This window comes from Paenibacillus cineris, from assembly GCF_018333335.1.
Classification (GTDB): Bacteria; Bacillota; Bacilli; order Paenibacillales; family Paenibacillaceae; genus Paenibacillus_AQ; species Paenibacillus_AQ favisporus.
On sequence record NZ_BORU01000002.1, the window covers coordinates 703,480 to 727,418 of the forward strand.

The window sequence follows — 23,939 nt, forward strand, 5'->3', positions numbered from 1 at the left end:
AGACTTGTGCTCTCTACTGGCAGGCATGGTGGGATATTTCATCAAAGGGGGTGGCGGCATGTGGGTTAAACCCGATTTTGAAGTCATAGAGGTTTGTGCAGAGGTTACCGCATACGCTTATCAGAAGTGACGAACCATGCCGGAGCAATCCGGCATCTATTTTTTTGAGGGGGGCAGAAACATGCTGTTGAAGGTGCTGGGATCAGCGGCGGGAGGAGGCTTCCCGCAGTGGAACTGCGGCTGTCCGAACTGCCGCCGCGTGCGGATGCAGGATCCCTCATTACGTGCCCGGCTGCATAATTCGCTGGCCGTCAGCGATGATGGCAGCGATTGGGTTCTCATAAATGCCACGCCGGATATTGGTGCACAGATCGAGGCCCATGCCGAGCTTGCTCCGGGTTCCACGATCCGGCATACGCCCATTTCAACCGTGCTGCTGACGGACGGGGAGCTGGATCATACGATGGGCCTTCTCCACTTAAGGGAGTCTTCGGCAATCGACGTTTACGCCGCAGCTCCCATATTGGACGCCCTGATGGAAGCCTTCCCGGTCAGGCAAATCCTGAAGCCCTATGCTTCATACCGGTGGCACGAAGTCCGGCCGCAGGAATCTTTTCCACTATTTGGGGGCAGAGTAATGGTATATCCGTTCTTCCTGGGCTCTAAGCCGCCGAGGTATGCGTCGTTCCTTCGGGATCCCGATACGGATGGGGCGCCCACATCCCCTTGGGTCGTCGGCTACCGCATGGTAGACCAGCGGACCGGAGGGACTGCTGTATACGCGCCCGGTGTCGAGTCCTGGTCGAACGAGCTTCATACCCAATTGGAAGCAGCCGACTGCGTCCTTGTGGACGGCACCTTTTGGCATTCGGATGAGCTTCGGCGGCTGGATATTTCCCGATTAGTGGCATCCGATATGGGGCATGTCCCCATTGCCGGACCGGGTGGAAGCCTGGAGCACCTTTCCCGTATATCGGTTGGGCGAAAAATTTACATCCATATCAACAATACCAATCCGATCCTTGACGAGGCTTCTCCGGAGAATCGCAGCCTTCGGGAGCTGGGGATCGAGGTCGGTTACGACGGTTTGGAATTGGAGGTCTAACATGAACCAGCATTTGCTCTCGAACGAAGAATTAACGATGAGGCTGCGCCAGGTCGGGGAACAGCGCTATCACGACAAGCATCCTTATCACGTACGCATGCATGAAGGAAAGCTGAGTCCCGAGCAGCTTCGGGCTTGGGTGGCGAACCGGTTTTATTATCAGAAAAATATCCCCGTCAAGGATGCCATCATCCTTTCGAAGCTGCCTTCCAGAGAGGAGCGCCGCCACTGGATACAGCGCATTGTGGACCATGACGGAACGGAAGGGAGCGAGGGAGGGATCGAAGCCTGGATCCGCCTTGGCGAAGCCGTCGGCATTCCGAGAGAGGAGATGCTGGATGAGCGCCATGTCCTTCCCGCCGTCCGGTTTGCGGTCGATGCCTACGTGAATTTCTGCCGCCTGCAGCCGTGGCTCATTGCCGTAGCTTCCTCTTTGACGGAATTGTTCGCTCCTGTCCTCATCTCCCAGCGAATCGCCGTGTTTGAACAGCTGTATCCATGGATCCGTCCGGAAGGACTGGAGTATTTCCAGGCGAGGCTGCATCAGGCACCGCGTGACGCGGACCACGGTCTGGAACTCGTTTTGCGTGAATGCAAAGACCGCGGCGAGCAGGAGCAGGTCATATCCGCCCTGCACTTTAAATGCGATGTCCTCTGGGCCATTCTGGATGCGTTAAGTCTGGCGTATCCCGATGCGGAGGCACAGCGATGATCGCTTGGGGGCAGTCGGAGCAGCTCAGGCTGCGAAGTCCCGCACGGCTGAAGTTCGATAAAGCCAGGCAAACCGATATGCTCCTGCTCCCCGAACGCGTCGTCAACCTGAATCCGACGGCCGGGGCCATTCTTTGGCTGTGTGACGGGACACGGTCGGCTCACCAAATTATCGGGGAGCTTGAGGCGAAATACAATCAATCCAATCTGCAGGAGGATGTTCTCGAGTTTCTCACGCAAGCCATTGAGCGGGGGTGGATCGAAAAGTGTCCGTAAGCATACCGTATGCCCTGTCGGCGGAAATTACCCACCGGTGCCCCCTTCACTGCGCCTACTGTTCGAATCCGGTAGAGCTCGCCAAAAGGGAGCATGAGCTGAGCACGCAGGAATGGATCAGAGTATTCACGGAAGCCAGTGAGCTTGGGGTCGTGCAGCTTCACCTGACCGGCGGCGAGCCGCTCATGAGACCGGACGTGGACCAGCTGATCCGGCAGGCCCGTGAACTGGGCTTTTTTGTAAATGTCATTACCAGTGGGGTTGGCGTGACAGAGAAACGCATGCAGCAGCTGGTGGACGCGGGGGTCGACAGTATGCAGCTCAGCGTACAGGCGTCCGAGCCGGGCCTGGCGGATGCGATTGCCGGCTCCCGGGCACACGAATTCAAACAGAAAACGGCTGCCTTGATCCGGGAGGCGGGGATCCCCTTACATATGAACGTGGTCCTGCACAGGCAAAATATCCACCTCGTAGAGGAAATCATCGAGATGTGTGTGTCATGGGGAGCCGTTCGGCTGGAGCTGGCGAATACCCAGTATTACGGCTGGGCGCTGCTTAACCGCCAGCATCTGCTGCCGACCAGAGCGCAGCTCGCGGCGGCTGAGGAAGCTTTTTTTCGGGCCAAAGCGCGCTTTGACCGCCAGATTGAACTGATCTGGGTTCTCCCGGATTACTATGAGGATTTCCCAAAACCCTGCATGGGCGGGTGGGGCGAAATTTCGATGACGGTGACGCCCGACGGAACCGTGCTGCCCTGCACCGCGGCATCCAGCATTCATACCTTGACCTTCGAATCCGTTAAAGAGAGGAGCCTCGAATGGATATGGCGGGAATCCGCAGCATTCAACAGCTTCCGCGGCTTCGACTGGATGGCGGAGCCCTGCCGGAGCTGTGAACACCGCTTCCGCGATTTCGGCGGATGCCGCTGCCAAGCTTACCTGTTGGCCGGCGACGCGCGGCAGGCGGATCCTGTCTGCCAGTGGTCGCCTCATCACGAACTGATATCCGATATTTTATCTTCCCTCAATCAAGACCACGATGAACCATCTGTTACTGTGCCTCATCGCCCTGTGCCTTCTTATTCCTATCGCGGCAGGTTCAAGAAGAACGGAGGAATGACCGGTGACCATATTTGACGCCCACTGCGATGTGCTGAGCAAACTGCTTGAGCATCCGCAGCTGGATTTTGTAAACGAACAGGATTTGCTGGATGTCACGCTGGAACGCATGCAAAAAGCCGGCATCGGGTTCCAGAATTTTGCCGTCTACTTGCCTGAGAAGTATGCCGGAGAGTTTCGTTATGTGCTGGAGAGCATTGACCTGTTTCATGAGAAGGTGCTCGCAAGCGGCCCCATCCATTTTATCCGGTCCAAGGAGGACCTCGAATACGCAGAGAAGAATGGGCTGACCGGGGCGCTGCTATCGCTTGAAGGAGTCGATGCGCTGCAGGGAAACCTGGCCTATGTGCGGATCCTGCATCATCTGGGCGTCCGGAGTATCGGCATCACCTGGAATTACGCCAATTGGGCGGCGGACGGCGTCATGGAGTCCAGGAGAGCGGGATTGACCGAGAAAGGCCGGCAGCTGATTCAGGAATGCAACCGTCTGGGCTTGATCCTGGACGTGTCCCATCTCTCGGAAAAAGCGTTCTGGGAGCTGGCGTCGCTGTCCGCGAAGCCGCTCATCGCCTCCCATTCCAATGCCGGCAAAATATGCCCGCGCCGCAGAAACTTGAGCGATGAGCAGATTGGCTCCATCATCCGGGCGGATGGCGTCATCGGGGTCACCTTTGTGCCGCCTTTTGTCCATGCGGAGGAACCGGTAACGATGGACCGGCTGCTCGCGCACATCGACCATATCTGCTCCCTTGGGGGCCGCCGGCATATCGGGCTGGGATCGGATTTTGACGGTATCCGTGAAAAGATCATCGGTCTGGAGCATGCGGGTAAATATCATGATCTGGTCAATTTACTGCAGAAGCATTACAGCGAGGAGGACGTGGAAGGCTTTATCTGCGGCAACTGGTATCGTTTTTATTTGAAGCACCTGCCCGCGGCGACCTAATGTCTGCTTCCTGCAGCTTTCCACAAGCCATAAATCGAAAAAAAGGAGTTCCATCTTGGGATGGGCTCCTTTTTTGTTTTTGTCTTCAGGATACCGTAATCGTACCCGTCATATTGTCGTGGCCTGAGCCGCATTGGATCGAGCAGTTGAAGTCGTAAGTCCCGGCCTTGTCTACGGTAAAGGTGGCCGTTTGTCCGTCCTGCAGATTGACGTTCAGGTCAGGAATCTCGAAGCCGTGTACGCCATCCGCGTTTTTAAAGGTCAGCTTGACCGTATCGCCGGCTTTCAGATCGATATTGGGCGGGTCGAAAGCGAAGTTTTTCGCCGTTACGGTAATTTCTTTGGTTTGTCCGCCGCCGGTGGACGGGGCTGTATTGTTGGCAGGCGGAGCCGCCGTACCGTTATTGCTTTTGCCGCATGCGCTTAATACCAATACGATCGAGAGCAGCGCTATCGTAAAGATCAAACGGAATTTCGGTTTCATCGTCGTCCTCCTTGAATGCAAATCTGGGTGGTGTGATTCTTCTCCTTCAAGATGACCGATTTGAGCCGCTTTTATACCTGCATGACATCAGCCGGAAATGCTGCTTGGGTGCAAACCAGGTGCATGTACGAAGGGCTGTATATTTTTTCTGCATGATTTTTGGTCTTGCTGGAAATATTACGTTACAACGCTTCTAATGAAAAAATGAGGAGATCGTTCCAACATGAGAAAAACTCACGTGATGATTGGCGCAGCCCTTTTAAGCACAAGCCTGGCTCTAAGCGGCTGTAATACGAATAAGAACAATAACGCAGCGACACCGGCTCCGGCGCAAAATACAAACGAAAACAAACCTTCCACGACGCCGGGAAAAGTGACGGGCACCTCTTTTAAAAACTTCGGCACCTATGGATTCGATCTGAAAAATACCCGCCATGTCCCTTATAAAGAGGTGACCGCGGCCAACGTCAAGGACCTGGGCGTGATCTGGAGCGCGGACCTGAAGGAGCTTGACAAAGACGTCAAGAACGGGAATCAGTGCTATCCGGTGTTCGTCGACGGCATCGTGTACATTACGACCGCCGGGAATCAGGTATTCGCCTTCGATGGCGCAACCGGTAGTCAAATCTGGCACTGGAAGCCGTCCGCAGAGCAAGCTGCGACATTCAGCAAGTCGGGGATCATTGCCAACCGCGGCGTCGCTGTTGGGGAAGGCAAAGTGTTCATGCTGACGGTCGACAATCAGATTGTGTCCCTGGACCAGAAGACCGGCAAGCTGATCAAAATGGTGCCGATCTCCGAGTCCATCAAAGGTGTGACGCTGGAGAACGGTTATTACGAAACGACCGCGCCTGTGTATTACAAAGGCAACATTTATATCGGCAGCAGCGGCGGGGACAACGGCATCCGCGGGTTTGTCAACGCGTATAAAGCGAGCGACCTGTCGCCGGCCTGGGCTTCTCCTTTCTACACGGTCCCGCCTAAAGGCCAGGACTGGCTCGCCAACAGCAAGTTCCAGGGCGGAGGCGCGGTATGGAACCCGCCGGCCATCGATGAGGAGACAGGGATCATGTACTTTGCCGTGGGCAACCCGGCACCTGACTTTTACGGTGAATCCCGGCCGGGAGACAATCCGCACACGGACTCGGTGGTTGCCGTCGACGCTGCTACGGGCAAGCTGATTTGGGCGAAGCAGGAAATCAGCCATGACCTCTGGGATTATGACGCCGCGGCTTCGCCGATGATCCTGAATGCCACCGTCAAAGGCAAGCAGCAAAAAATCGTCGTGCAGGGCGGGAAGTCGGGACAATGGTATGCATGGGACGCCAAGACCGGAGCTGTCGTTTGGGACGGGGTTCCTTTTGCCAAGATCGATCATCCGAAGCCGACACCGGAGGGGGTTACCGTGTACCCGGGCGTGCTCGGAGGCGAGAACTATGCTCCCGAAACGTATGATCCCGCAACAAATTATGTGCTGATTCCGGGCGTGGAACAGGGGGCCGTCATCAAGTCTGCGAAAAGCCAGACGGAAGCCTCGACACCGGACATGCCCGGAGCGGCCGCGTTCGGTACGACGACCTCGGCGCCAGCGAAGGATGTACCGTACGGCACCATCACGGCGATGGACGTGAATACCGGCAAAAAAGCCTACCAAATCAAGACGAAGGATCCGATGCGCGGAGGCTTTACAAGCACGACGACGGGACTGGCTTTCTACGGCGAGCTCGACGGGAAGATCAACGCCCTGGATATTAAAAGCGGCAAGGTCATCTGGACCTTCCAGACGACGGGCAGCAGCATTCAAGCAGCGCCGGCGATTTTCGTCGTCGACGACAAACAATATATGGCCTTTACATCCGGCGGTCCCAAACCGAAAGTGTTCGTGTTCGGTCTTGGCGGCGATAAAACCCAAGGCAAAGCGGGTACAGCGGAAGACACGAACGCTCACCAGAAAAAATAAGGTTCATGAAGCGGGGCAGAGCCTATGGCTTTGCCCCTGTTTATTTGCGCAAAAGTAAAGGGGAGGAATCGAATCCATGTGGTATTTGCAGCGACTGTCCATTTTGATCATGACGGTATGTCTTGCCGGATGTGCCGGGTTGCCCTCGAAGCCGGTATCCTCGGAGGCTCCGGCATCGGCGCAAGCGGCGGACCAAGGCGTACAGCTGACGGTTGATTCGCCGTCCTTGCGGCTTAAGCAGTGGAAGTCGGACGGGTCCCATATGACCTCCGTTCACGGCAGGCTGCTCCTCGACAATCAGCCTGTGGCCGGCGCCACGGTGCATACGAGCCAGAGCCAAATTGACGCTCCCACAGGGAAGGACGGATCGTTCACCCTGACCGTTGACCAGAGCCTCCTGGCTGAGACTAAAATCAGTATCGCTTCCCTTAAGGACGCCACCGTATCCGGGAAACATCTAACGCCGGAAATGTCGAAGCGGCTTCTTACTGCTTCGGCCATGCTCAGCGTAAATTATCCGATTGAGGTGCTGAAGGTGGAAGACGATCCTGAAGATGCATCCAAGGTCCAGGTTCACGGACGGGTCATAGCCGGCAGCGGTGACGTCGTATCTTATTTTCAAGTGGATAAATACCGGATGGGCGGGGTTGTCAAAGACGCGAACGGCAGACCGGTCGAGAACGCGGTGGTCTGGTTTGACCGGGATCAAGGCGAAGGCTTCGGGAAATCGACGCCGACCGATCAGGACGGCAGATATTCCATTTTCTATTGGCCAGAGGATGAAGAAACAAATCTGTCGGTCACGATCGGCACCAAGAGGTACACGCTTCCGGAAGGCAGGGTATTCAAGATGCCCGAGAACACAAGCGTGGAGATCGACATCACACTGCCGGAAGAGGGCACGGTCATCACGGATCGTCCACCGTATCTGGTGAGCCTGACATCGTCTGGCGCGATGTACACCGGAGTGCTGGTCGGACTGAGTTTGCCCAAGGATGTCCCTTATTCCGTCACCATTCCGAACAAGCGAGGGGAATTTACCGTGACCGTTGCCAAAAAGGTGTGGAAGCAGCGGCCGGCCTTTTTCGAGACCCGGATGTCCAAATTCGTCGAGGGGCGCTTAACTTGGGGCGATACCCTTCCGGCCGGTTTTGTTCAGCCTGCCGCTGAAGATCCGAAACATATCCCTTTTAAATATGATGAACGTCCGGCTCACTCTACAGCCATTTAGGATAGGACATTTTAGATAGCGATAGACAACAGAATGTGCTGTTGATTGATCGACCGGGAGTCGAAGCACTAAAAATCCCTGACCTACATTTGAAGTAAGTCAGGGATTTTTATGATGGCTGACCATGCACTTGGGCAAACTAACCGCGGTCTCGTTCCGGGTTTCCTTTGCGCATGCCGGCTAATCCGATTAGACCCAGCAGTCCGAGCCAGCCCCAGCCTCCGCCGCGGTTCGTGTCCGTCGCTGCGTTCGTCCGGATTCGGTTATTGTCAGTCAGCATATTCGTATTGGATCCGGTGTAGTTGTTTGTTCCCATCCGGCCGGTGTTGTTCGTTCCGTAATTCGTATTCAAGTATTGGCTTCCTGTTCCAGTGCCATATACGCTGACATGGTAATGGGATGTCGTTCCGACATTGTTCACCCGGTAATGCGAACCACCGGTGGATTCGGTTCCGAGGGTCCCCGTGCCCATACCTGTGCCCATGCCGCCATTTCCGCCGTCTTGCGCCGTTCCAGCCGCCCCATAAGCAAAGGCCGGAGCAGCCAGCATCAAAGACATGCCTGCAATCAATACACCGATTCTTAACTGTTGTCTCATTGAGGCTACCTTCCTTCGGAGTATGTTTTTAAACTTACGTTATTGTGTCACGGAAGAAGTGAGCTTATACAGATGGGGAGCCAGGGGCTTTTTAACGGTTATTCGGGAATATTCGATTTTGTCCACGACATATATATCACAAAAGGCAGGAAACAAAGAACTTTGGCGTGCAGGCCTATTGCTTGTCGATTCAGATTATAAGGAATCAGGCGGGGGAGTGTGTCGAATGGGAAAAATGAGTTTAAGGTCATCCGTAAAGGGCGCAGTGATGGGGGCGGCCATGACCGGAGGGTGGCTGCTTGCCGATCTGCTGCTGCCGGAGCCCTGGGGTGATGTGGTTTTATTTGGAGCGATGGCGGTTTTGAATATAGGCATCGGCTGGAAAATCGGCAGAATGTTCGATCAGCGCGAAGCGCAGGAAGCCGGCACCCATGGCGAGGCGGCGCATGCCAGCAGCCCGGCCAGCCTGGAGTCCCGATAATAGAATGGATGAGCGGGAAACACCGTCTCACAATACGCTGTAACTCCGTTGTATCGGCGTTTCAATGGAAGAGACGGTCGCCTGGAAACCGGTGAAAATCAATCATTTGATTTTCGCCGGTTTTTTTGTATTCGGCAGGCCTGGCTTCATGAACTCTCCATTGGCGGAGGCAAGGCTCAGCAGAGGGACAAGCCCTTCGCGGATTCATGCCTGCAATTGGTTGCAATAGTGCCATTTATGTTGGTTTTATGAGCTACGACGACATTTGGGCGGTTGCTATAATGACGGTACCAAAAGAGAAATTGGCATTCCAAGAGGGGGAACGACCTTTTATGAACCGTCTAAAAAGAACCTGGCCGCTGCACATTATGCTGCTGCCGGCGCTGGTGTTTCTGGTCATTTTCAGCTATGTGCCGATGGCGGGGATCGTCATGGCCTTTCAAAATTTTAAGCCCTGGCTGGGCTTTGCCCACTCCGAGTGGGTTGGACTGGAAAACTTCCGCATGCTGTTTGAACGGCAGGACAGTATGGAGGTGATCTGGAATACGCTGATCATTTCCGCACTCAAGATCGTGCTGAACCTGCTGGCGCCGTTTACGTTTGCGCTGCTGCTCAACGAGGTGCGCAGGGCGTTCTTCAAGCGTTTCGTGCAGACGCTGGTCTATTTGCCCCACTTTTTGTCATGGGTCATTCTGGGCGGCATTCTGCTGGATTTTCTGTCCACGGACGGCGGATTTCTGAACCGCATCCTGAGCTCCTGGTTCGGCATCCCGCCGATCTTTTTCCTTGGCGATAACAATTGGTTCCGGTTTACCGTCATCGCCTCGGACGTATGGAAGGAGTTCGGCTTCGGCACGATCGTATTCCTGGCTGCGCTCGCGAACGTGAATCCGTCCCTTTACGAAGCGGCGGAGGTAGACGGGGCAACCCGCTGGAAGCAGACGCTCCATATTACGATTCCGTCCATGCTGCCGATCGCTGTGGTCGTCGGAACGCTGGCGCTGGGCAACATTTTGAACGCGGGCTTTGACCAAATTTTCAACCTGTACAATCCGCTTGTGTACCAGAAAGGGGATATCATCGACACGTTCGTGTACCGTACCGCGATTCTGAACGGAGAGATGGGGCTTGGCACAGCGATCGGTCTGTTCAAGTCGGTCATATCGATGATCCTGATCCTCATTTCGTACCGGCTGGCCTACAAGCTGGCGAACTACCGGATTTTTTAAGAGGGGGATATCAGAAGGATGTATCATAAAACCGCTTCATACCGCATATTTTCGGTCGCCAATACCCTGGTGCTGCTGTGCCTGTCGCTGATGTGCATCATTCCGCTGCTGCATGTGCTGGCGGTGTCGTTCAGCGCCAAGTCGGCGGCGGACGCGAATCTGGTCGGCCTCTGGCCGGTGCAGTTCTCGACGGAGGCCTACAAAAAAACGATCGACAACCCCGTGTTCCTGCACTCCATTTGGGTTTCGGTAAAGCGAACGGTGCTGGGCACCGCGCTCACGCTGCTGCTGGCCTTTCTGGCGGCCTATCCGCTGTCGAAGGAAGCTTCGGTCTTCCGGGCGAGAAACGTGTACTCCTGGGTGTTCGTGTTCACGATGATCTTCAGCGGCGGGCTGGTGCCGTTCTATATCGTCATCCAGAAGCTGCATCTCATCAACTCCTTCTGGGTGCTCGTTCTGCCGGGAGCGGTCAACGTGTATCTCACGATATTGCTGCTGAACTTTTTCCGGGGAATCCCGAAAGAGCTGGAGGAAGCGGCGTTTATCGACGGTGCCGGGCATTTCCGCACCCTCTTCTCGATTTTTCTGCCGGTATCGCTTCCTTCGATCGCAACGCTGGCGCTGTTCAGCATGGTGTTCCACTGGAACTCGTGGTTCGACGGGCTGCTGTACCTGAACAATGCCAAGCAGTTTCCGCTGGCGACCTTCCTGCAGACGGTCATTGTGCAGAAGGATATGAGCACCATGAGCATTGATCCGAAAGAGGTGGCGCTGCTCTCACAGAAAACGGTCAACGCCGCCCAGATCTTCATCGGCGCGGTGCCGGTGCTGCTCGTTTATCCGTTTTTGCAAAAATATTTCGTCAAGGGCCTTGTGATGGGCTCGGTTAAGGAATAGGAGGCAGGGCATGGAAATCGAAAAGATGTGGATCAAGGGCATGGACGTGTCCTTCCTGGATGAGATCGAACAGGGGGGAGGCACGTTTCATGAGGGCCCGGACAAGGTGGGCGTTCTTGAGCTTTTACAGCGCAGCGGCACCACCTCCATCCGGCTGCGGATCTGGAATGATCCGCCGGGAGGCTACTGCAATCTGGAGCGGACTCTGATAATGGCCAAAAGGGTCAAGGAGCTCGGCATGCATCTGCTGCTGGATTTTCATTACTCGGACAAGTGGGCCGACCCGGCGAACCAGTGGAAGCCGGCCGCTTGGGAAGAACTGCGCGGGGCGGCGCTGGAACAGGCCGTTTACGATTATACGTACGAAGTGATGGCGGTGCTGCGCGCCGGCGGTGCCCTGCCGGATATGGTCCAGATCGGAAATGAGATTACTAACGGCATGCTCTGGCCGGATGCGAAGGTGGATCCGAGAGCGGAGGCCGGTGCGGATGAGGAGCCATGGGCCCGCTTGTGCGGGCTTCTCAAATCTGGTGCAAGCGCTGTGCAGGCGGTGGACCGATCAGTCCGGGTGATGCTGCACATCGACCGCGGCGGGGATCCGGAAGGCAGCCTGACCTTTTTTGAGCGGATGGAGGAGCAGGGGGTTCCTCATGACGTGATCGGATTGTCGTATTATCCATGGTGGCACGGTCCGCTGGAGCAGCTCGAACGGAATTTGCAGGATTTGTCTCTGCGGTTTGGGCGGGACATCGTCGTCGTGGAAACGGCTTACCCCTGGACCTTTCGGACTAGGGAAGGATTTCCCCTCATCGTGGAGAATGATGAAGCATTGCCGTCCGCGTTCCCCGTTTCGGCTGAAGGCCAGCAGGCTTATTTGAAAGCGCTAACCGACATCATCCGCCACACGCCGGACGGCCGGGGCTTGGGCTTCTATTATTGGGAGCCGTGCTGGATCCCGTCGCAGCAGGTGTGGTCCGTCGGCCATGCCAACAATTGGAGCAATCTGACGCTGTTTGATCATGACGGTTATCCGCTCCCGGCGCTTTATATCCCATAACAGAAAAGAGGCTTGTATTCATATGAAGAAATCCTATCCACCGATCAGCCCGCAAATTTCAGGTTTCATGCATGGGGCCGACTATAACCCGGACCAATGGCAGCACGATCCGAAAGTGCTTGAAGAGGACATCCGGCTGATGAAGCTGGCCCATTGCAACGTGATGGCCATCGGCATTTTTGCCTGGGCTGCGCTGGAGCCGGAGGAAGGCGTATTTACGTTCGATTGGCTTGACCAGGTGCTGGACCGGTTTGCAGCAAACGGAATTTATGCATGGCTGGCAACCCCCAGCGGCGCAAGGCCTGCATGGATGTCGCAGAAGTATCCCGAAGTGCTGCGCGTAGGGGAGAACCGGGTGCGCAATCTGCATGGCGGGCGCCATAACCACTGCTATTCTTCGCCCGTATACCGGGAGAAGACCCGGATCATCAATACGAAGCTGGCGGAGCGGTATGCGAACCACCCGGCTGTGATCGGCTGGCATATTTCCAATGAATACGGCGGAGAGTGCCACTGCAATTACTGCCAGGAAGCGTTCCGCGAGTGGCTGAAGGCGCGTTACGGATCGCTGGAGGCTTTGAATCAGGCTTGGTGGACGTCGTTCTGGAGCCATACGTATACGGACTGGTCCCAGATCGAATCTCCCGCCCGGCACGGGGAAAAGATGGTCCACGGCCACAATCTGGACTGGAGAAGATTCGTCACGGACCAAACCGTGGACTTCTGCAAACAGGAAATTGCTCCGCTCAAGGCGATCCGGCCGGACCTTCCTGCGACCACGAATATGATGGACTGGTTCGAAGGGCTGGATTACCGCAAATTCGCGGATATCCTGGACGTCATCTCCTGGGACGCCTATCCGACGTGGCATGACAAGCAGGACCCGGGCAAGCTCGCATCCTGGTTCTCCTTTAACCACGATCTGTTTCGTTCACTGAAAGGCGGGCAGCCGTTCATGCTGATGGAGAGCACGCCGAGCCTGACGAACTGGCAGCCGGTCAGCAAGCTGAAGCGCCCGGGCATGCATCTGCTCTCCTCGCTGCAGGCCGTAGCGCATGGCTCGGACACCGTGCAGTATTTTCAGTGGCGCAAGAGCCGCGGCTCCAGCGAGAAGTTTCACGGCGCCGTCGTCGACCACGCCGGGCACGAGCACACGCGGGTGTTCCAGGATGTAGCCCGGCTGGGCGGCCTGCTGGAGCAAATCGCCGCGGTGACCGGTTCCGGCGTGCCTGCGGAGACGGCCATTATCGCGGATTGGGACAACCGCTGGGCCGTGAAAGATTCTCAGGGGCCGCTGAACCGGGGAATTGACTACGAAGGAACGGTGATGCAGCATTACCGCGCCTTCTGGAACATGGGCGTGCCCGTGGACGTCATCGGCTCGGGCGACGACTTCTCCCGGTATAAGCTGATTGTCGCCCCGATGATGTATTTATGCACGGCGGAAGCCGGTGCCGCGCTCGAGGCGTTTGTGGCCGGCGGAGGCATCTTGGTGGCGACCTACTGGTCCGGCATCGTCAATGAGAGCGACCTCTGCCATCTGGGCGGATTCCCTGGACCGCTTCGCAAGACGCTCGGCATCTGGTCCGAAGAGATCGACGGCCTGCATGGGGGCGAGCTCAACCGGATGATCCCCGTCCAGAACAACGGCCTGGGCCTCGAAGGCGATTATGAGCTGTACGACCTGTGCGACCTGATTCATCCTGAAGGCGCCCAGGTGCTGGCGGAGTACGGCGACGATTTTTACGCGGGGCGTCCGGTGCTGACGGTACATTCGTTCGGACAAGGCAAGGCCTATTACCTCGCCTCACGCGCGAAGGAGCCGTTCTACGGCGATTTCTATGCCCGCCTTATTCGGGAAGCGGGGGTCAGCCCGGTGCTGGATACCGAGCTTCCGCAAGGGGTTACGGTCCAGCTTAGGTCGGACGGCAGCACGGACTATGTGTTTGTCCTGAACTTCACGGGTGAGGACAAGCAAGTGGATCTGGATGAGCGGGGATACCGCGATCTGCTTGGCGGCGATCCCGTCGCCGGAAGCATCAAGCTGGAGGGATACGGTGCGCGGCTGCTGGCGCGGAGTACCGTATAATCGTAGACGGTAACAAGAATGCGGAGCCCGGCGAAGGGCTCCGCATTTTTCGTGTGCGCTACAGCTTTTGAGGTATTGCCGGGGATCGTTCCAGGAATAACAGCTGGTAAAAGCCGCCTATTCACAAGCGGCTCGTTTTTGGGACGTGCACCTGTTACAATAGGATTTGTATGTCATGGAAGGGAAGGTGCGGGGCATTGATTTACGGAATCGGGCACGATGTGCTGGAAATCAAGCGGGTTGGGCTGCTTCTCGGCAGCCGTCAGGGCTTCCGTTTTATGGAGCGGGTGCTGACAGCCCGTGAAAGGGAGGAAGCCAAGAAACGCGGCGGAAACCTGACCGAGTTTGTCGCCGGGCGCTTCGCCGCAAAGGAGGCTATCTCCAAAGCCTTTGGCTGCGGTATCGGCGGGGTAATCGGCTTTGTGGACATGGAAGTGCTTCCCGATGAGAGCGGCAAACCCGTCGTGGTGCTGAACGAGCAGGCTTGGGAGCGCCTCGAGCTGCCGGGCGAGCCGGAATATGTAATCCATCTATCGATCTCCCACCAGACCGAGCTGGCTTCCGCCTTCGCTGTTGTAGAGAAGCGGGAATAGGCCGGCTCATGATCAAGCCAGCCAGAAAGGTATGAAGGACCTCATGAGCAGTTCGATAAGTTCAATGGAGCAGAAACGGCATTTCAGCATCAACCTGCTGGAATGGTACGACAAGCATAAACGGGATTTGCCGTGGCGGCGCCACCGCAATCCCTACTATATTTGGGTGTCGGAAATCATGCTGCAGCAAACGCGGGTGGACACGGTCATTCCGTTCTTCAACCGGTTCATCGAGCGGTTTCCGACCGTGGAGGACCTGGCCGACGCCCCTGAGCAGGATGTGCTCAAATGCTGGGAAGGCCTCGGATATTACTCCCGGGCGCGCAATTTGCAGGCTGCGGCCAAGCAGGTGAAGGAGCTGCACGGCGGTATAGTGCCGGACGACAAGGCGTCCGTGTTCGCCTTGAAGGGGGTCGGCCCGTATACGGCCGGCGCGATTCTGAGCATTGCCTTCAACAAGCCGGAACCGGCCGTTGACGGCAATGTGATGCGGGTGCTGTCGCGATACTTCCTGATTGAGGAAGATATCATGAAGGGAAGCACCCGCGCCTTTATGGAAAGCCTGGTCGTGGAGCTGATCCCGGACGGCCGGGCATCGGACTTCAACCAGGCGCTCATGGAGCTGGGCGCCTTGGTGTGCACGCCCAAGTCGCCGCACTGCCTGACCTGCCCGGTGATGGAGCACTGCTCCGCCAGGCAGGAAGGCAAGGAGGAGCAGCTGCCGATCAAGACCAAGGCGAAGCCGCCGCGGCCCGAGTACCGGGTGGTGGCCCTCGTGGAGGGCCGCGGCGAACATAGCGGCCGCGTCCTGATCCGCCAGCGTCCGCAGGAAGGGCTGCTCGCCCGCATGTGGGAGCTGCCGCATTTGCAGACGCCGGCGGCGCGCAGCGGGCGTCTGCCGGACGAGCCGGCGATGGATATCCTCGCCGGGGCGCTGCTCGAGGAAGGCATCGCTGCGCGGCCGATCGCGCATTTAACGGACGCGGAGCATACCTTCAGCCATATTCACTGGAACCTGCAGGTCTACCGCTGCCGCGAAGAGGACCTGCCGCAGGCAGCCGAGCTGAAGGCGATGTACGCGGCCGGGGACAGTGGCGAGCCGTCCGTCCAGACGGAGTACCGATGGATCGATGAGCAGGATATGCAGCATTATGCTTTTCCTAATGTATTCTTGAAAATTTTACAGAACTATTTTAAACATTCATCCTATTAATCGTTTAAAACGTGAACCAGAGCTTGTTCCCAGCCGCCGGTAATTACCCGGTTTAGAGACAAGCAAAAGGGGCTGCCCCTCAAGAAACTGCAATGCAGTTCTTGGGGGCAGCCCCTTTATTTCCGGGAAGGTACAGTTTACGGCTGTACGATTTCCTGGTAACGTTTGCTGACAACATCCCAGTTCAGAACGTTCCAGAACGCTGCGATGTAGTCAGGGCGTTTGTTTTGGTATTTCAGGTAGTAAGCATGCTCCCAAACGTCCAGACCGAGGACCGGTGTTTGACCTTCCATCAGCGGGTTGTCTTGGTTAGGCGTGCTAGTTACAGCCAGTTTGCCGTTCTTGTCCACGACGAGCCATGCCCAGCCGCTGCCGAAACGGGTTGTAGCCGCTTTGGTGAATTCTTCCTTGAATTTGTCCAAGCCGCCAAGCTCGCTGTCGATCGCTTGAGCCAGAAGGCCGTTTGGCTTGTCTCCGCCTTTAGGGGCGATGATTTCCCAGAAGAGGGAGTGGTTAGCGTGTCCGCCGCCGTTGTTGCGAACGGCTGTACGGATGTTCTCAGGTACGCTGTCCAGGTTGGAGATCAGCTCTTCAAGGCTTTTGTTTTGCAGTTCAGGAGCATTTTCCAGAGCCGCGTTCAGGTTCGTTACATAAGTGTTATGGTGACGGTCGTGATGGATTTCCATCGTTTGAGCGTCGATGTGCGGCTCGAGCGCATCATTCGGGTATGGAAGTGGTGGTAATTGAAATGCCATAATAAATACCTCCTGTTAATGTTTTTTTGGGTAGAATCAACGCAGGCGGTTGATTCATATGAATAAAGGAACGCTTTTGTTGTCCAAAAGAGCCCTTTATCGGCATAGGTATGTAGCATGGAACGTGATTCCATTTCTATTAAACCGTATTTTTTCGATTAAATCAACATTTATGTTTACAAAGTCGAATTAATCCTGAGGCGGGCTTGCCAGCTGTATTGGAACGGACTTAACCGCAGCCTTTTCCAGTGAGAACCTCAAATGATCCAGGCGGGAAGTGCCATTCTTTGATCGCGAGAAAAAAAACTTTTTTGGATTCCATGAAGGCACGTCGAAAGACGCATTTGTTATCCTTTACCCAAATCCCGAAGGATTATGCCGCAAAACTAGTCCATTATATGGGAAATTTACAGATGATAGAATGAAAACGCTTGCCATAAAGCGCTTTCAAAAGAAAACGCGTGTTTTTTAAAGTAAACTATGGTTTAATGGATGATAAAGAAGGATTTTCACGGTTTTTGTCGTAATACTATACCTTGGATTAGAGGGTTTTTTTGTTTTCCCTGAAAATCCCCTTAATCCTATAAAGCTAACGAAAAGGGAGATTTAAACATGCATGTTCGTTCCTTTCAGTTAAGTGATGCGACTCGTGTCAACGAGCTGCTGCAAATCGCGTTATCCGAAGAATGCTACGAGAATACGATCGAACCTTTCTCCAGGCAGCTCTACTGGGATTCTGACCTGATTATGGTTGCAGAAGAGGATGAACAGATCGTCGGTGCCCTGATCGGCACGATCGAGCATAACCACGGCTTCTACTATCGTATTGCCATCCATCCGGATTACCGCCGCAAGGGAATTGGCAAGGCACTGGTCACCATGATGGAAGGCCGGTTCCAGCAGCGTAAGGTCAGCGGAATTATGATTGCAGGAGACGAGCATAACAAGGCCGCGATGCCTCTGTATGAGGCGATGGGCTACGGGGCCAACAAGGTGCTGCAGGCATTCCAGAAACTCAGCATTGTCGCGCCGCAATAGAGATAACGACCCTTTGGTATTATGGAGAAAACCTACATCCATATCGTTAATAAGCAATATTTACTATACTTGAGCATATCTTTGCGGCGTTGCAAAAGGCCCGAAGATATGCTTTTCTGTATATATGGGAATTTGTCATAAAAATGAGGTGTAGCATGAATCAAGTCGATCAGCGGGAGCAAGGCCGCCCCGAGCCGGTTCCGGTTACAACGCCGGGAGAGCAGGCAGGCAAGCGCGGCTGGCTGTCCGAATTTTGGGACTGGGCCAAAACACTGGTTATCGCATTTGTCATTATGATGCTGCTGAATTTATTCGTTTTTAATCTGTCCATGGTCCGCGGGCAGTCGATGCAGCCGACGCTGGTAGAGCAGGAACGGCTGTTTGTCGATAAGATCGTATATGATTTTACCGCACCGAAGCATGGCGAGGTCGTCGTGCTTCGCGATCCGAGCAACGGTCCGGAGAAAAAGGAATTTCTGGTAAAGCGGATCATCGGCGTGCCGGGTGACACCGTGGAAGTGAAGAGCCACAAGCTGTACGTGAACGGTAAGGAGCAGAGCGAGCCTTACACCGAGGTGGAAATTCAGGATGCGGATTTCGGCCCGGTCAAGCTGGACAAGGATCACTATTTTGTGATGGGGGACAACCGGCATGCCGGCGCAAGCCGGGACAGCCGTTCCTTCGGCAGCGTGGAAGCGAGCGCCATCGTGGGGCGGGCTGAATTTATTTTCTGGCCGTTATCCAAAGCGAGATCGCTGTAAGACATTATGGAACGACTCTTAACGGAAAGGAGGCCGCAAGGAGAAATGACATCAGGTAAACCACAGGCTGCGTACGCTCCTTCGGCTTCGCCGTGGGAGCAGCTGAAACAAGACATTAAAGAGGCTGCGGCCGGGTTCGGCATTGACGATATCGGTTTTGCTTCGGCTGACCCGTTTGTCTCTCTGAAATCGATTCTCGAGAACCACCGCAAGCTTGGTTACGAATCCGGCTTTGAAGAGCCGGATCTGGACAAACGCGTCACCCCGGCACTCCCCGATGCACAGCCCGCCTCCCTCATTGCTATTGCCGTAGCCTATCCATCCAAAATGGAACACAAGCCCAAACAGGTGCCTGGACAATACCGGGGGATCCTTGCCCGTTCCGCGTGGGGGCGGGATTACCATCAGGTGCTGCGGGACGCTATGGGCAAGCTTGAGGCGTTCATCCGGGAGCGGGTACCGGATGCGGTGATGGAGAGCATGGTGGATACCGGGGCATTGGTGGACCGGGCGGTTTCGGAGCGGGCCGGCATCGGCTTCAGCGCGAAGAACTGCTGCATCATTTCGCCCAAATGGGGCTCATGGATCTACCTCGGGGAGATGGTCACCAACATTCCGTTTCCGCCGGATACGCCCGTCACGGAGGACTGCGGCGACTGCACGATGTGCATCGACGCATGCCCTACGGGAGCGCTGGTCGGCCCCGGCCAGCTCAATGCGCAGCGGTGCATCTCCTTTTTGACCCAGACCAAGGGCTTTCTGGAGGACGAGGTGATGCGCAAGATCGGCAACCGGCTGTATGGATGCGATACCTGCCAGGTCATCTGTCCAAAGAACAAAGGGAAGAACTGGACGCATCATGAGTATCTGCTGCCGGATCCCGAGAAGGACAAGCCGCTGCTGCTGCCTATTCTGGATCTGAGCAATAAGGAGTTCAAGGAGAAGTTTGGGGAAAGCGCAGCCGCCTGGCGCGGCCGCAAGCCGATTCAGCGCAACGCCGTGATTGCGCTCGGCAACTTCAAGGATACATCGGCGGTGCCCCGCCTCGGCCGGGTGCTGCTGGAAGACCCAAGACCGGAACTGCGGGGTGCCGCAGCGTGGTCTTTGGGCCGGATAGGAGGGGAAGAAGCTTTGAATTGGCTGAATAAAGGTCTGGCTTCAGAACAAGACGAGAAGGTGATAGACATGATGAGCGAAGCGCAGGAAAAGCTTCAGCCCGCTGGAAGCGGACAACCCGCAGATGCCGAAATGGCTGCGGATGATTTTTCTCCCGGTTTGGGAGGCGAGAAGGAAACGGTCTATTATTCGGAGATGATTTCTCCGATCGGCCCGCTGACGCTGTGCGCAACGGAGAAAGGGCTGTGCCTGATCGAGTTCGGACCGTTTAACGTCAAGGAGGCGGTTCTCCAGAAATGGTCCCGCACCTGGTGCGGCGGCGGTGATTTCGTTCAGGACGACGAGCGTTTGGCAGAGGCGAAGCGCCAGCTGGGTGAGTACTTTGCCGGGGAACGCAAGACGTTCGACGTGCAGCTGGATATGCGGGGAACGCCGTTCCAGCTTCAGGTTTGGAGCTCGCTTGCCGATATTCCTTATGGAGAGATCCGATCCTATGCAGATATCGCAAATGCGATTGGCAGACCGAAGGCCGTCCGTGCCGTCGGCGGAGCCAACAACAAAAATCCCGTACCGCTGATCGTCCCGTGTCACCGGGTGATCGGCGCCGACGGCAGTCTCGTAGGATATGGCGGAGGGATGGAGATCAAGCGCCATCTCTTGACCTTGGAGAACTCCCTGCCCGAAAGAAAGGGATGGGCCGATTAAGTAACCAATCGGGGGAACGTTCATGAGGTATGTAGGCATTGAAAGTGTGGAGCCCGGGCAATTTTTGGGGAAAACCATCTATTCCGGGAATGGGACGGTACTGCTGTCGGCGGGAGTCCAGCTTACCGTGTATATGATCAGTACGCTGAACCGAATCGGGGTCACGATGCTCTACATCCAGGATCCGCTGTACGCGGACGTGGAGACGGAGGACATTCTCAGCGAGGCAACCAAACAGGGCTTGATTCAGGAGATGAGTGACGCTTTTGAAGCGGTGCGGTCCGGGAAGGAATGGAACACCCAGCTGATCGGCGCGAGTGTGGACCATCTCCTCGAGGACGTGATGGATAACAAAGAGCTGCTCGTGCAGCTTACGGATGTCCGGACCGCAGACAACGCCCAGTATGTTCACGCGATGAATGTATGCTTGCTGTCCACGGTGATGGGCGTCAATATGGGCCTGAATTATCAGCAGGTCAAAGAGCTAGCTACGGGCGCCCTGCTTCATGATATCGGCAAGAACGGCATGCGGGAGGGAGACGAGCTGTTCCCGGATTCCAAGAGCCATCACACCTGGCGCGGTTTCGAGAAGCTCAAGAACAAAAGGGAGTTCGGCCTGATGATCGCCCACGTCGCCCTTCAACATCATGAGCGGGTTGACGGCTTGGGCATTCCCCGGGGACTGACCGGAGACGAGATTCATTTATATGCCAAAATCGTCGCCGCTGCGGACGCTTACGACCGGATGATTCATCCGCTGAAGCCTTCGGGCCGGAGGCTGATGCCGCATGAAGCCTGCGAGCAAATGATGGCCATGTCGGAAAAGCAGCTCGACCACGGCGTGCTGGTCCAGTTTACGAGGATGGTGTCGATCTATCCCAACGGGACGGCCGTCAGGCTGTCGAACAAGGAGACGGGGCTTGTCGTCCGTCAGCACCGGGGGCTGCCAGGACGTCCGGTCGTCCGGATCGTGCGCGGCGAAGCGGGTCATTTGGATATTAAAGAGCTGGATTTGGCGCAGGAAACGACCGTATTTATCGAGGCTGTACTGGCCTAGAATTCATTTGCGAGCCGCATTTGGACATGCTATGATAGGTTCGTGCTGCTCAGGCACGCGCAAGGAATCGATTTATACTTATAGGGGTGGCGGAATATGCAATATGTAATTCCAATTATTACGCTGATCGTCGGCTTGGTCGGCGGGTTTTTTATCGGCGTGTATTATCTGCGCAAGCAAATGGAAAAAATGCAAAATGACCCGCAAATGCTTCAAAAGATGGCCAAGCAAATGGGTTACAACCTGAACGGGCGCCAGATGCAGAAAGCGCAGCAGATGATGAAAAATCAGCAGTTTTCCGGCAAGAAGGGCCCGGCACAAGGTCAAGGCCGCAAGAAGAAATAATCCCCTCAGCATAGAACGTCTACAGAGAAGCAGGGGGTAGCGATAGGAGGAAGTGCTGTGGCTGGCGTTAAAGATTACGTGAACACGCGGGTTGGTGAAAACCGCGAGAAGATCGAGTACCATATCGAGCAAATTTTGAAGCTGATCGGTGAAAATCCCGAGCGGGAAGGGCTTCTAGAGACACCCGCCCGCGTTACCCGGATGTATGAGGAAATTTTTGCCGGATATGAGGTAGACCCGCGTGATGTGCTGGGCGTGACCTTTGACGAAAATCATGAGGAACTGGTGATCGTCAAGGATATCGTGTATTACAGCCAATGCGAGCATCATATGGCGCCGTTTTTCGGCAAGGTCCATATCGGCTACATTCCGAGCGGGAAAATTGCCGGACTCAGCAAGTTGGCCCGGTTGGTCGAGGCGGTCACCCGCCGTCTGCAGGTACAGGAGCGGATTACGTCCCAGATAGCCGACATTATGGTCGATGTGCTGCAGCCGCATGGTGTGATGGTCGTCGTGGAAGGCGAGCATCTGTGCATGTGTTCGCGGGGGGTGAAGAAGCCGGGCAGCAAGACGGTGACCTCCGGCGTACGCGGCATTTTCCGTGAAGACCCGGCGTCGAGAGCGGAGTTTCTGTCTTTGATCAAAGAATAATGACGGCAACATAGAAAGAGGGCACGCCCGGAAGGGGGCGTGCCCTCTTTTGTTTGTACCAGCTATTTTTTGAAGATTATAGAATTTATAAATTTCAGCGAAGCTGAACCATTCTATAATCGCAAGAAAAACTCCAGCTAATCGCGGTCTGTCTTCTTTGAAGGTACGTCGATAGACGTTTTTCTTAAGATTATAGAATTTATAAATTTCAGCGAAAGCTGAACCATTCTATAATCGCAAGAAAAACTTCAGCTAATCGCGGTCTGTCTTCTTTGAAGGTACGTCGATAGACGTTTTTCTTAAGATTATAGAATTTATAAATTTCAGCGAAAGCTGAACCATTCTATAATCGCAAGAAAAACTTCAGCTAATCGCGGTCTGTCTTCTTTGAAGGTACGTCGATAGACGTTTTTCTTATCATAGGGTCATTGTCGATATCCTTCTGCTCAGCCAGCTTGATATTGCCAAGGAAGGTGGACACCCGGCGCAGGTACTCACGCGAGTGTTCGCGGAAGATCAGCTCGTGGTGGCTGCCTTTCACGATCCAGACGTCCGAATACGGATTGGTCTGGTTGGAGGCAAGCTTCTCCGCGATTGGATAAGGCGCCTTCTCGTCCTCCGTCCCGTGGATAAAGAAGATCGGGAACGGATAATCCTCCTTTTTGACCTGCTGGTATGGAATCTGGTTCAGGCTCGTGCCGTTCAGTACCGGGAACAGCAGCTGCAGAATTTCCAGCGACGGATGCCGCGGCAGATCGATCTGATTTTTGATGTTATGGTACAGCGTATCCGGCTCGAGCAGGAAGGTGCTGTCGAGAATCATGGCGTCGACATCCTTGGTCTGCAGTCCGGCCTGAAGGGCCGTGCCGGCGCCCATCGAGAAGCCCCATACCACGATCTGCTTGGCCCCGCGCTGCTTGGCCAGATCGATGGCCCCCAGCAGCTGCTGGGCTTCCACCTTGCCGCCCGTCGCGACGGCTTTGCTGTTCTGGGAAGCGAAACCGTAATCGAACATAATGACGTTAAAATTTAAGCGGTGGGCGAAATGCGCCAAATCGTACATCGGGATCCAGGTTTCCTCCCGGTTGGCGCCGTACCCGTGACTGAACACGATCGTCTTGGTTGATCCTGCGGCCGGAATGTACCAGCCCTGCATCATCCGGCTGCCGTCATGGGCCGGGAAAGTGACGTCCTCGTATTTCATGGACTTGGCCTGCATCGGATTGGAGTACAAGGGGGCGACTGTCGGATTGGACAACACCCAGGCGATGTAGGCATGCAACGCAATGAAACAGAAGAGCAGGAAAAATACAACGGACAAGAGCAGTGCCACCAAAATATGCTTAAAGCGAATCATTCGCGTAGATAACGGTAATGGTGTATCGGGCAGGGGGCGGGGAAGATGTACGTCGTTACGGGATGTCATGTTCATGCGTGCCCCTCCTTATAAATACTTTACTATATTAAGTTTAACTTCCGGGCTTCGTTTACGAAACATATAAAATTTTACTCTATATCCTATG

25 protein-coding genes are annotated in these 23,939 nt (G+C 55.4%); 21 read left to right on the top strand and 4 right to left on the bottom strand.

Annotation, left to right across the window (positions count from 1 at the left end; translation table 11 throughout):
- The first annotated feature begins 58 nt into the window (after positions 1-58).
- Genes pqqA through KI379_RS23975 form a run of 6 tightly spaced genes read left to right on the top strand, consistent with a single transcriptional unit; the run spans position 59 to position 4,156 of the window.
- Complete coding sequence (gene pqqA / locus KI379_RS34360; RefSeq protein WP_354499730.1) at positions 59-130, top strand: pyrroloquinoline quinone precursor peptide PqqA; 72 nt, start codon at positions 59-61, stop codon at positions 128-130.
- A 51-nt stretch (positions 131-181) separates the two neighbouring features.
- Positions 182-1,105: a pyrroloquinoline quinone biosynthesis protein PqqB gene (gene pqqB, locus KI379_RS23955; protein ID WP_212985099.1), complete on the top strand. Its 924-nt coding sequence runs from the start codon at positions 182-184 to the stop codon at positions 1,103-1,105.
- A gap of 1 nt (position 1,106) precedes the next feature.
- Positions 1,107-1,817: a pyrroloquinoline-quinone synthase PqqC gene (gene pqqC / locus KI379_RS23960; RefSeq protein ID WP_076175870.1), complete on the top strand. Its 711-nt coding sequence runs from the start codon at positions 1,107-1,109 to the stop codon at positions 1,815-1,817.
- The gene (pqqD, locus tag KI379_RS23965; protein WP_076175868.1) at positions 1,814-2,092 is read left to right on the top strand and encodes a pyrroloquinoline quinone biosynthesis peptide chaperone PqqD; all 279 of its coding nucleotides are present in this window, start codon (positions 1,814-1,816) and stop codon (positions 2,090-2,092) included. The genes pqqC and pqqD overlap by 4 nt, the downstream gene beginning before the upstream one ends.
- Positions 2,083-3,228: a pyrroloquinoline quinone biosynthesis protein PqqE gene (gene pqqE / locus KI379_RS23970; protein ID WP_212985100.1), complete on the top strand. Its 1,146-nt coding sequence runs from the start codon at positions 2,083-2,085 to the stop codon at positions 3,226-3,228. Before pqqD ends, pqqE begins: the two co-directional genes overlap by 10 nt.
- Complete coding sequence (locus KI379_RS23975) at positions 3,215-4,156, top strand: dipeptidase (protein ID WP_212985101.1); 942 nt, start codon at positions 3,215-3,217, stop codon at positions 4,154-4,156. Before pqqE ends, KI379_RS23975 begins: the two co-directional genes overlap by 14 nt.
- An 85-nt stretch (positions 4,157-4,241) precedes the next feature.
- Here KI379_RS23975 and KI379_RS23980 read toward each other — a convergent pair whose 3' ends face one another.
- Complete coding sequence (locus KI379_RS23980) at positions 4,242-4,640, bottom strand: cupredoxin domain-containing protein (RefSeq protein WP_076175861.1); 399 nt, start codon at positions 4,638-4,640, stop codon at positions 4,242-4,244.
- Between the two features lie 223 nt (positions 4,641-4,863).
- On the opposite strand from KI379_RS23980, the gene KI379_RS23985 reads away from it, so the two are divergent.
- Positions 4,864-6,600, top strand: coding sequence for a pyrroloquinoline quinone-dependent dehydrogenase (locus KI379_RS23985; RefSeq protein ID WP_212985102.1), 1,737 nt, complete (start codon positions 4,864-4,866; stop codon positions 6,598-6,600).
- Positions 6,601-6,676: 76 nt separating this feature from the next.
- Complete coding sequence (locus KI379_RS23990; protein WP_212985103.1) at positions 6,677-7,831, top strand: carboxypeptidase-like regulatory domain-containing protein; 1,155 nt, start codon at positions 6,677-6,679, stop codon at positions 7,829-7,831.
- 139 nt (positions 7,832-7,970) lie between these two features.
- On the opposite strand, the gene KI379_RS23995 is transcribed toward KI379_RS23990, so the two are convergent.
- Entirely contained in the window at positions 7,971-8,429 is a 459-nt protein-coding gene (locus KI379_RS23995; protein WP_084204206.1) for a WGxxGxxG family protein, read from the bottom strand.
- Positions 8,430-8,655: 226 nt separating this feature from the next.
- Here KI379_RS23995 and KI379_RS24000 point away from each other — a divergent pair, with 226 nt between their 5' ends.
- From KI379_RS24000 to mutY, 7 genes are all read left to right on the top strand, one after another.
- A complete protein-coding gene (locus KI379_RS24000) occupies positions 8,656-8,910 on the top strand; it encodes a hypothetical protein (protein ID WP_212985104.1) in 255 nt (84 codons plus the stop codon).
- Between the two features lie 332 nt (positions 8,911-9,242).
- Positions 9,243-10,139: an ABC transporter permease gene (locus KI379_RS24005; protein WP_212985105.1), complete on the top strand. Its 897-nt coding sequence runs from the start codon at positions 9,243-9,245 to the stop codon at positions 10,137-10,139.
- A gap of 18 nt (positions 10,140-10,157) precedes the next feature.
- Entirely contained in the window at positions 10,158-11,036 is an 879-nt protein-coding gene (locus KI379_RS24010) for a carbohydrate ABC transporter permease (RefSeq protein ID WP_076175851.1), read from the top strand.
- A 10-nt stretch (positions 11,037-11,046) separates the two neighbouring features.
- Positions 11,047-12,093: a glycoside hydrolase family 53 protein gene (locus tag KI379_RS24015; protein ID WP_212985106.1), complete on the top strand. Its 1,047-nt coding sequence runs from the start codon at positions 11,047-11,049 to the stop codon at positions 12,091-12,093.
- Between the two features lie 22 nt (positions 12,094-12,115).
- Complete coding sequence (locus tag KI379_RS24020; protein WP_212985107.1) at positions 12,116-14,182, top strand: beta-galactosidase; 2,067 nt, start codon at positions 12,116-12,118, stop codon at positions 14,180-14,182.
- A gap of 197 nt (positions 14,183-14,379) precedes the next feature.
- Complete coding sequence (gene acpS / locus KI379_RS24025) at positions 14,380-14,775, top strand: holo-ACP synthase (protein ID WP_076175844.1); 396 nt, start codon at positions 14,380-14,382, stop codon at positions 14,773-14,775.
- A gap of 43 nt (positions 14,776-14,818) precedes the next feature.
- Complete coding sequence (gene mutY, locus KI379_RS24030; RefSeq protein WP_179232062.1) at positions 14,819-15,988, top strand: A/G-specific adenine glycosylase; 1,170 nt, start codon at positions 14,819-14,821, stop codon at positions 15,986-15,988.
- Between the two features lie 137 nt (positions 15,989-16,125).
- Here the strand turns inward: mutY and KI379_RS24035 are convergent, their stop codons facing one another.
- On the bottom strand, positions 16,126-16,743 hold the full coding sequence (locus tag KI379_RS24035) for a superoxide dismutase (RefSeq protein WP_076175842.1): 618 nt from the start codon (positions 16,741-16,743) through the stop codon (positions 16,126-16,128).
- 612 nt (positions 16,744-17,355) lie between these two features.
- Here KI379_RS24035 and KI379_RS24040 point away from each other — a divergent pair.
- The 6 genes from KI379_RS24040 (at position 17,356) to folE (ending at position 22,416) form a co-directional block, all read left to right on the top strand.
- Positions 17,356-17,781 (top strand): GNAT family N-acetyltransferase, encoded by a 426-nt coding sequence (locus KI379_RS24040; protein WP_076175840.1) that lies wholly within the window; start codon positions 17,356-17,358, stop codon positions 17,779-17,781.
- A gap of 155 nt (positions 17,782-17,936) precedes the next feature.
- Complete coding sequence (gene lepB / locus KI379_RS24045; protein WP_076175838.1) at positions 17,937-18,542, top strand: signal peptidase I; 606 nt, start codon at positions 17,937-17,939, stop codon at positions 18,540-18,542.
- A 45-nt stretch (positions 18,543-18,587) separates the two neighbouring features.
- Positions 18,588-20,363 carry a tRNA epoxyqueuosine(34) reductase QueG gene (gene queG, locus KI379_RS34260; RefSeq protein WP_212985108.1) on the top strand — a complete coding sequence of 592 codons (1,776 nt, stop codon included), beginning with the start codon at positions 18,588-18,590 and terminating at the stop codon, positions 20,361-20,363.
- A 22-nt stretch (positions 20,364-20,385) separates the two neighbouring features.
- The gene (locus tag KI379_RS24055; RefSeq protein ID WP_212985109.1) at positions 20,386-21,420 is read left to right on the top strand and encodes an HD-GYP domain-containing protein; all 1,035 of its coding nucleotides are present in this window, start codon (positions 20,386-20,388) and stop codon (positions 21,418-21,420) included.
- Between the two features lie 96 nt (positions 21,421-21,516).
- Positions 21,517-21,765 (top strand): YneF family protein, encoded by a 249-nt coding sequence (locus KI379_RS24060; RefSeq protein ID WP_076175831.1) that lies wholly within the window; start codon positions 21,517-21,519, stop codon positions 21,763-21,765.
- Positions 21,766-21,822: 57 nt separating this feature from the next.
- A complete protein-coding gene (gene folE / locus KI379_RS24065) occupies positions 21,823-22,416 on the top strand; it encodes a GTP cyclohydrolase I FolE (RefSeq protein ID WP_076175829.1) in 594 nt (197 codons plus the stop codon).
- Between the two features lie 367 nt (positions 22,417-22,783).
- Here the strand turns inward: folE and KI379_RS24070 are convergent, their stop codons facing one another.
- The gene (locus KI379_RS24070) at positions 22,784-23,848 is read right to left on the bottom strand and encodes an alpha/beta hydrolase (protein WP_076175826.1); all 1,065 of its coding nucleotides are present in this window, start codon (positions 23,846-23,848) and stop codon (positions 22,784-22,786) included.
- Positions 23,849-23,939 lie beyond the last annotated feature (91 nt).

What these genes read in the sequence shown, in the direction of transcription:
- pqqB (WP_212985099.1), top strand. Translation starts at nt 182, where the DNA reads ATGCTGTTGAAGGTGCTGGGATCAGCGGCGGGAGGAGGCTTCCCGCAG.
- pqqC (WP_076175870.1), top strand. Translation starts at nt 1,107, where the DNA reads ATGAACCAGCATTTGCTCTCGAACGAAGAATTAACGATGAGGCTGCGC.
- pqqD (WP_076175868.1), top strand. Translation starts at nt 1,814, where the DNA reads ATGATCGCTTGGGGGCAGTCGGAGCAGCTCAGGCTGCGAAGTCCCGCA.
- KI379_RS23980 (WP_076175861.1), bottom strand. Translation starts at nt 4,640, where the DNA reads ATGAAACCGAAATTCCGTTTGATCTTTACGATAGCGCTGCTCTCGATC.
- KI379_RS23985 (WP_212985102.1), top strand. Translation starts at nt 4,864, where the DNA reads ATGAGAAAAACTCACGTGATGATTGGCGCAGCCCTTTTAAGCACAAGC.
- KI379_RS23990 (WP_212985103.1), top strand. Translation starts at nt 6,677, where the DNA reads ATGTGGTATTTGCAGCGACTGTCCATTTTGATCATGACGGTATGTCTT.
- KI379_RS23995 (WP_084204206.1), bottom strand. Translation starts at nt 8,429, where the DNA reads ATGAGACAACAGTTAAGAATCGGTGTATTGATTGCAGGCATGTCTTTG.
- KI379_RS24000 (WP_212985104.1), top strand. Translation starts at nt 8,656, where the DNA reads ATGGGAAAAATGAGTTTAAGGTCATCCGTAAAGGGCGCAGTGATGGGG.
- KI379_RS24005 (WP_212985105.1), top strand. Translation starts at nt 9,243, where the DNA reads ATGAACCGTCTAAAAAGAACCTGGCCGCTGCACATTATGCTGCTGCCG.
- KI379_RS24010 (WP_076175851.1), top strand. Translation starts at nt 10,158, where the DNA reads ATGTATCATAAAACCGCTTCATACCGCATATTTTCGGTCGCCAATACC.
- KI379_RS24015 (WP_212985106.1), top strand. Translation starts at nt 11,047, where the DNA reads ATGGAAATCGAAAAGATGTGGATCAAGGGCATGGACGTGTCCTTCCTG.
- KI379_RS24020 (WP_212985107.1), top strand. Translation starts at nt 12,116, where the DNA reads ATGAAGAAATCCTATCCACCGATCAGCCCGCAAATTTCAGGTTTCATG.
- mutY (WP_179232062.1), top strand. Translation starts at nt 14,819, where the DNA reads ATGAGCAGTTCGATAAGTTCAATGGAGCAGAAACGGCATTTCAGCATC.
- KI379_RS24035 (WP_076175842.1), bottom strand. Translation starts at nt 16,743, where the DNA reads ATGGCATTTCAATTACCACCACTTCCATACCCGAATGATGCGCTCGAG.
- KI379_RS24040 (WP_076175840.1), top strand. Translation starts at nt 17,356, where the DNA reads ATGCATGTTCGTTCCTTTCAGTTAAGTGATGCGACTCGTGTCAACGAG.
- lepB (WP_076175838.1), top strand. Translation starts at nt 17,937, where the DNA reads ATGAATCAAGTCGATCAGCGGGAGCAAGGCCGCCCCGAGCCGGTTCCG.
- queG (WP_212985108.1), top strand. Translation starts at nt 18,588, where the DNA reads ATGACATCAGGTAAACCACAGGCTGCGTACGCTCCTTCGGCTTCGCCG.
- KI379_RS24055 (WP_212985109.1), top strand. Translation starts at nt 20,386, where the DNA reads ATGAGGTATGTAGGCATTGAAAGTGTGGAGCCCGGGCAATTTTTGGGG.
- KI379_RS24060 (WP_076175831.1), top strand. Translation starts at nt 21,517, where the DNA reads ATGCAATATGTAATTCCAATTATTACGCTGATCGTCGGCTTGGTCGGC.
- KI379_RS24070 (WP_076175826.1), bottom strand. Translation starts at nt 23,848, where the DNA reads ATGAACATGACATCCCGTAACGACGTACATCTTCCCCGCCCCCTGCCC.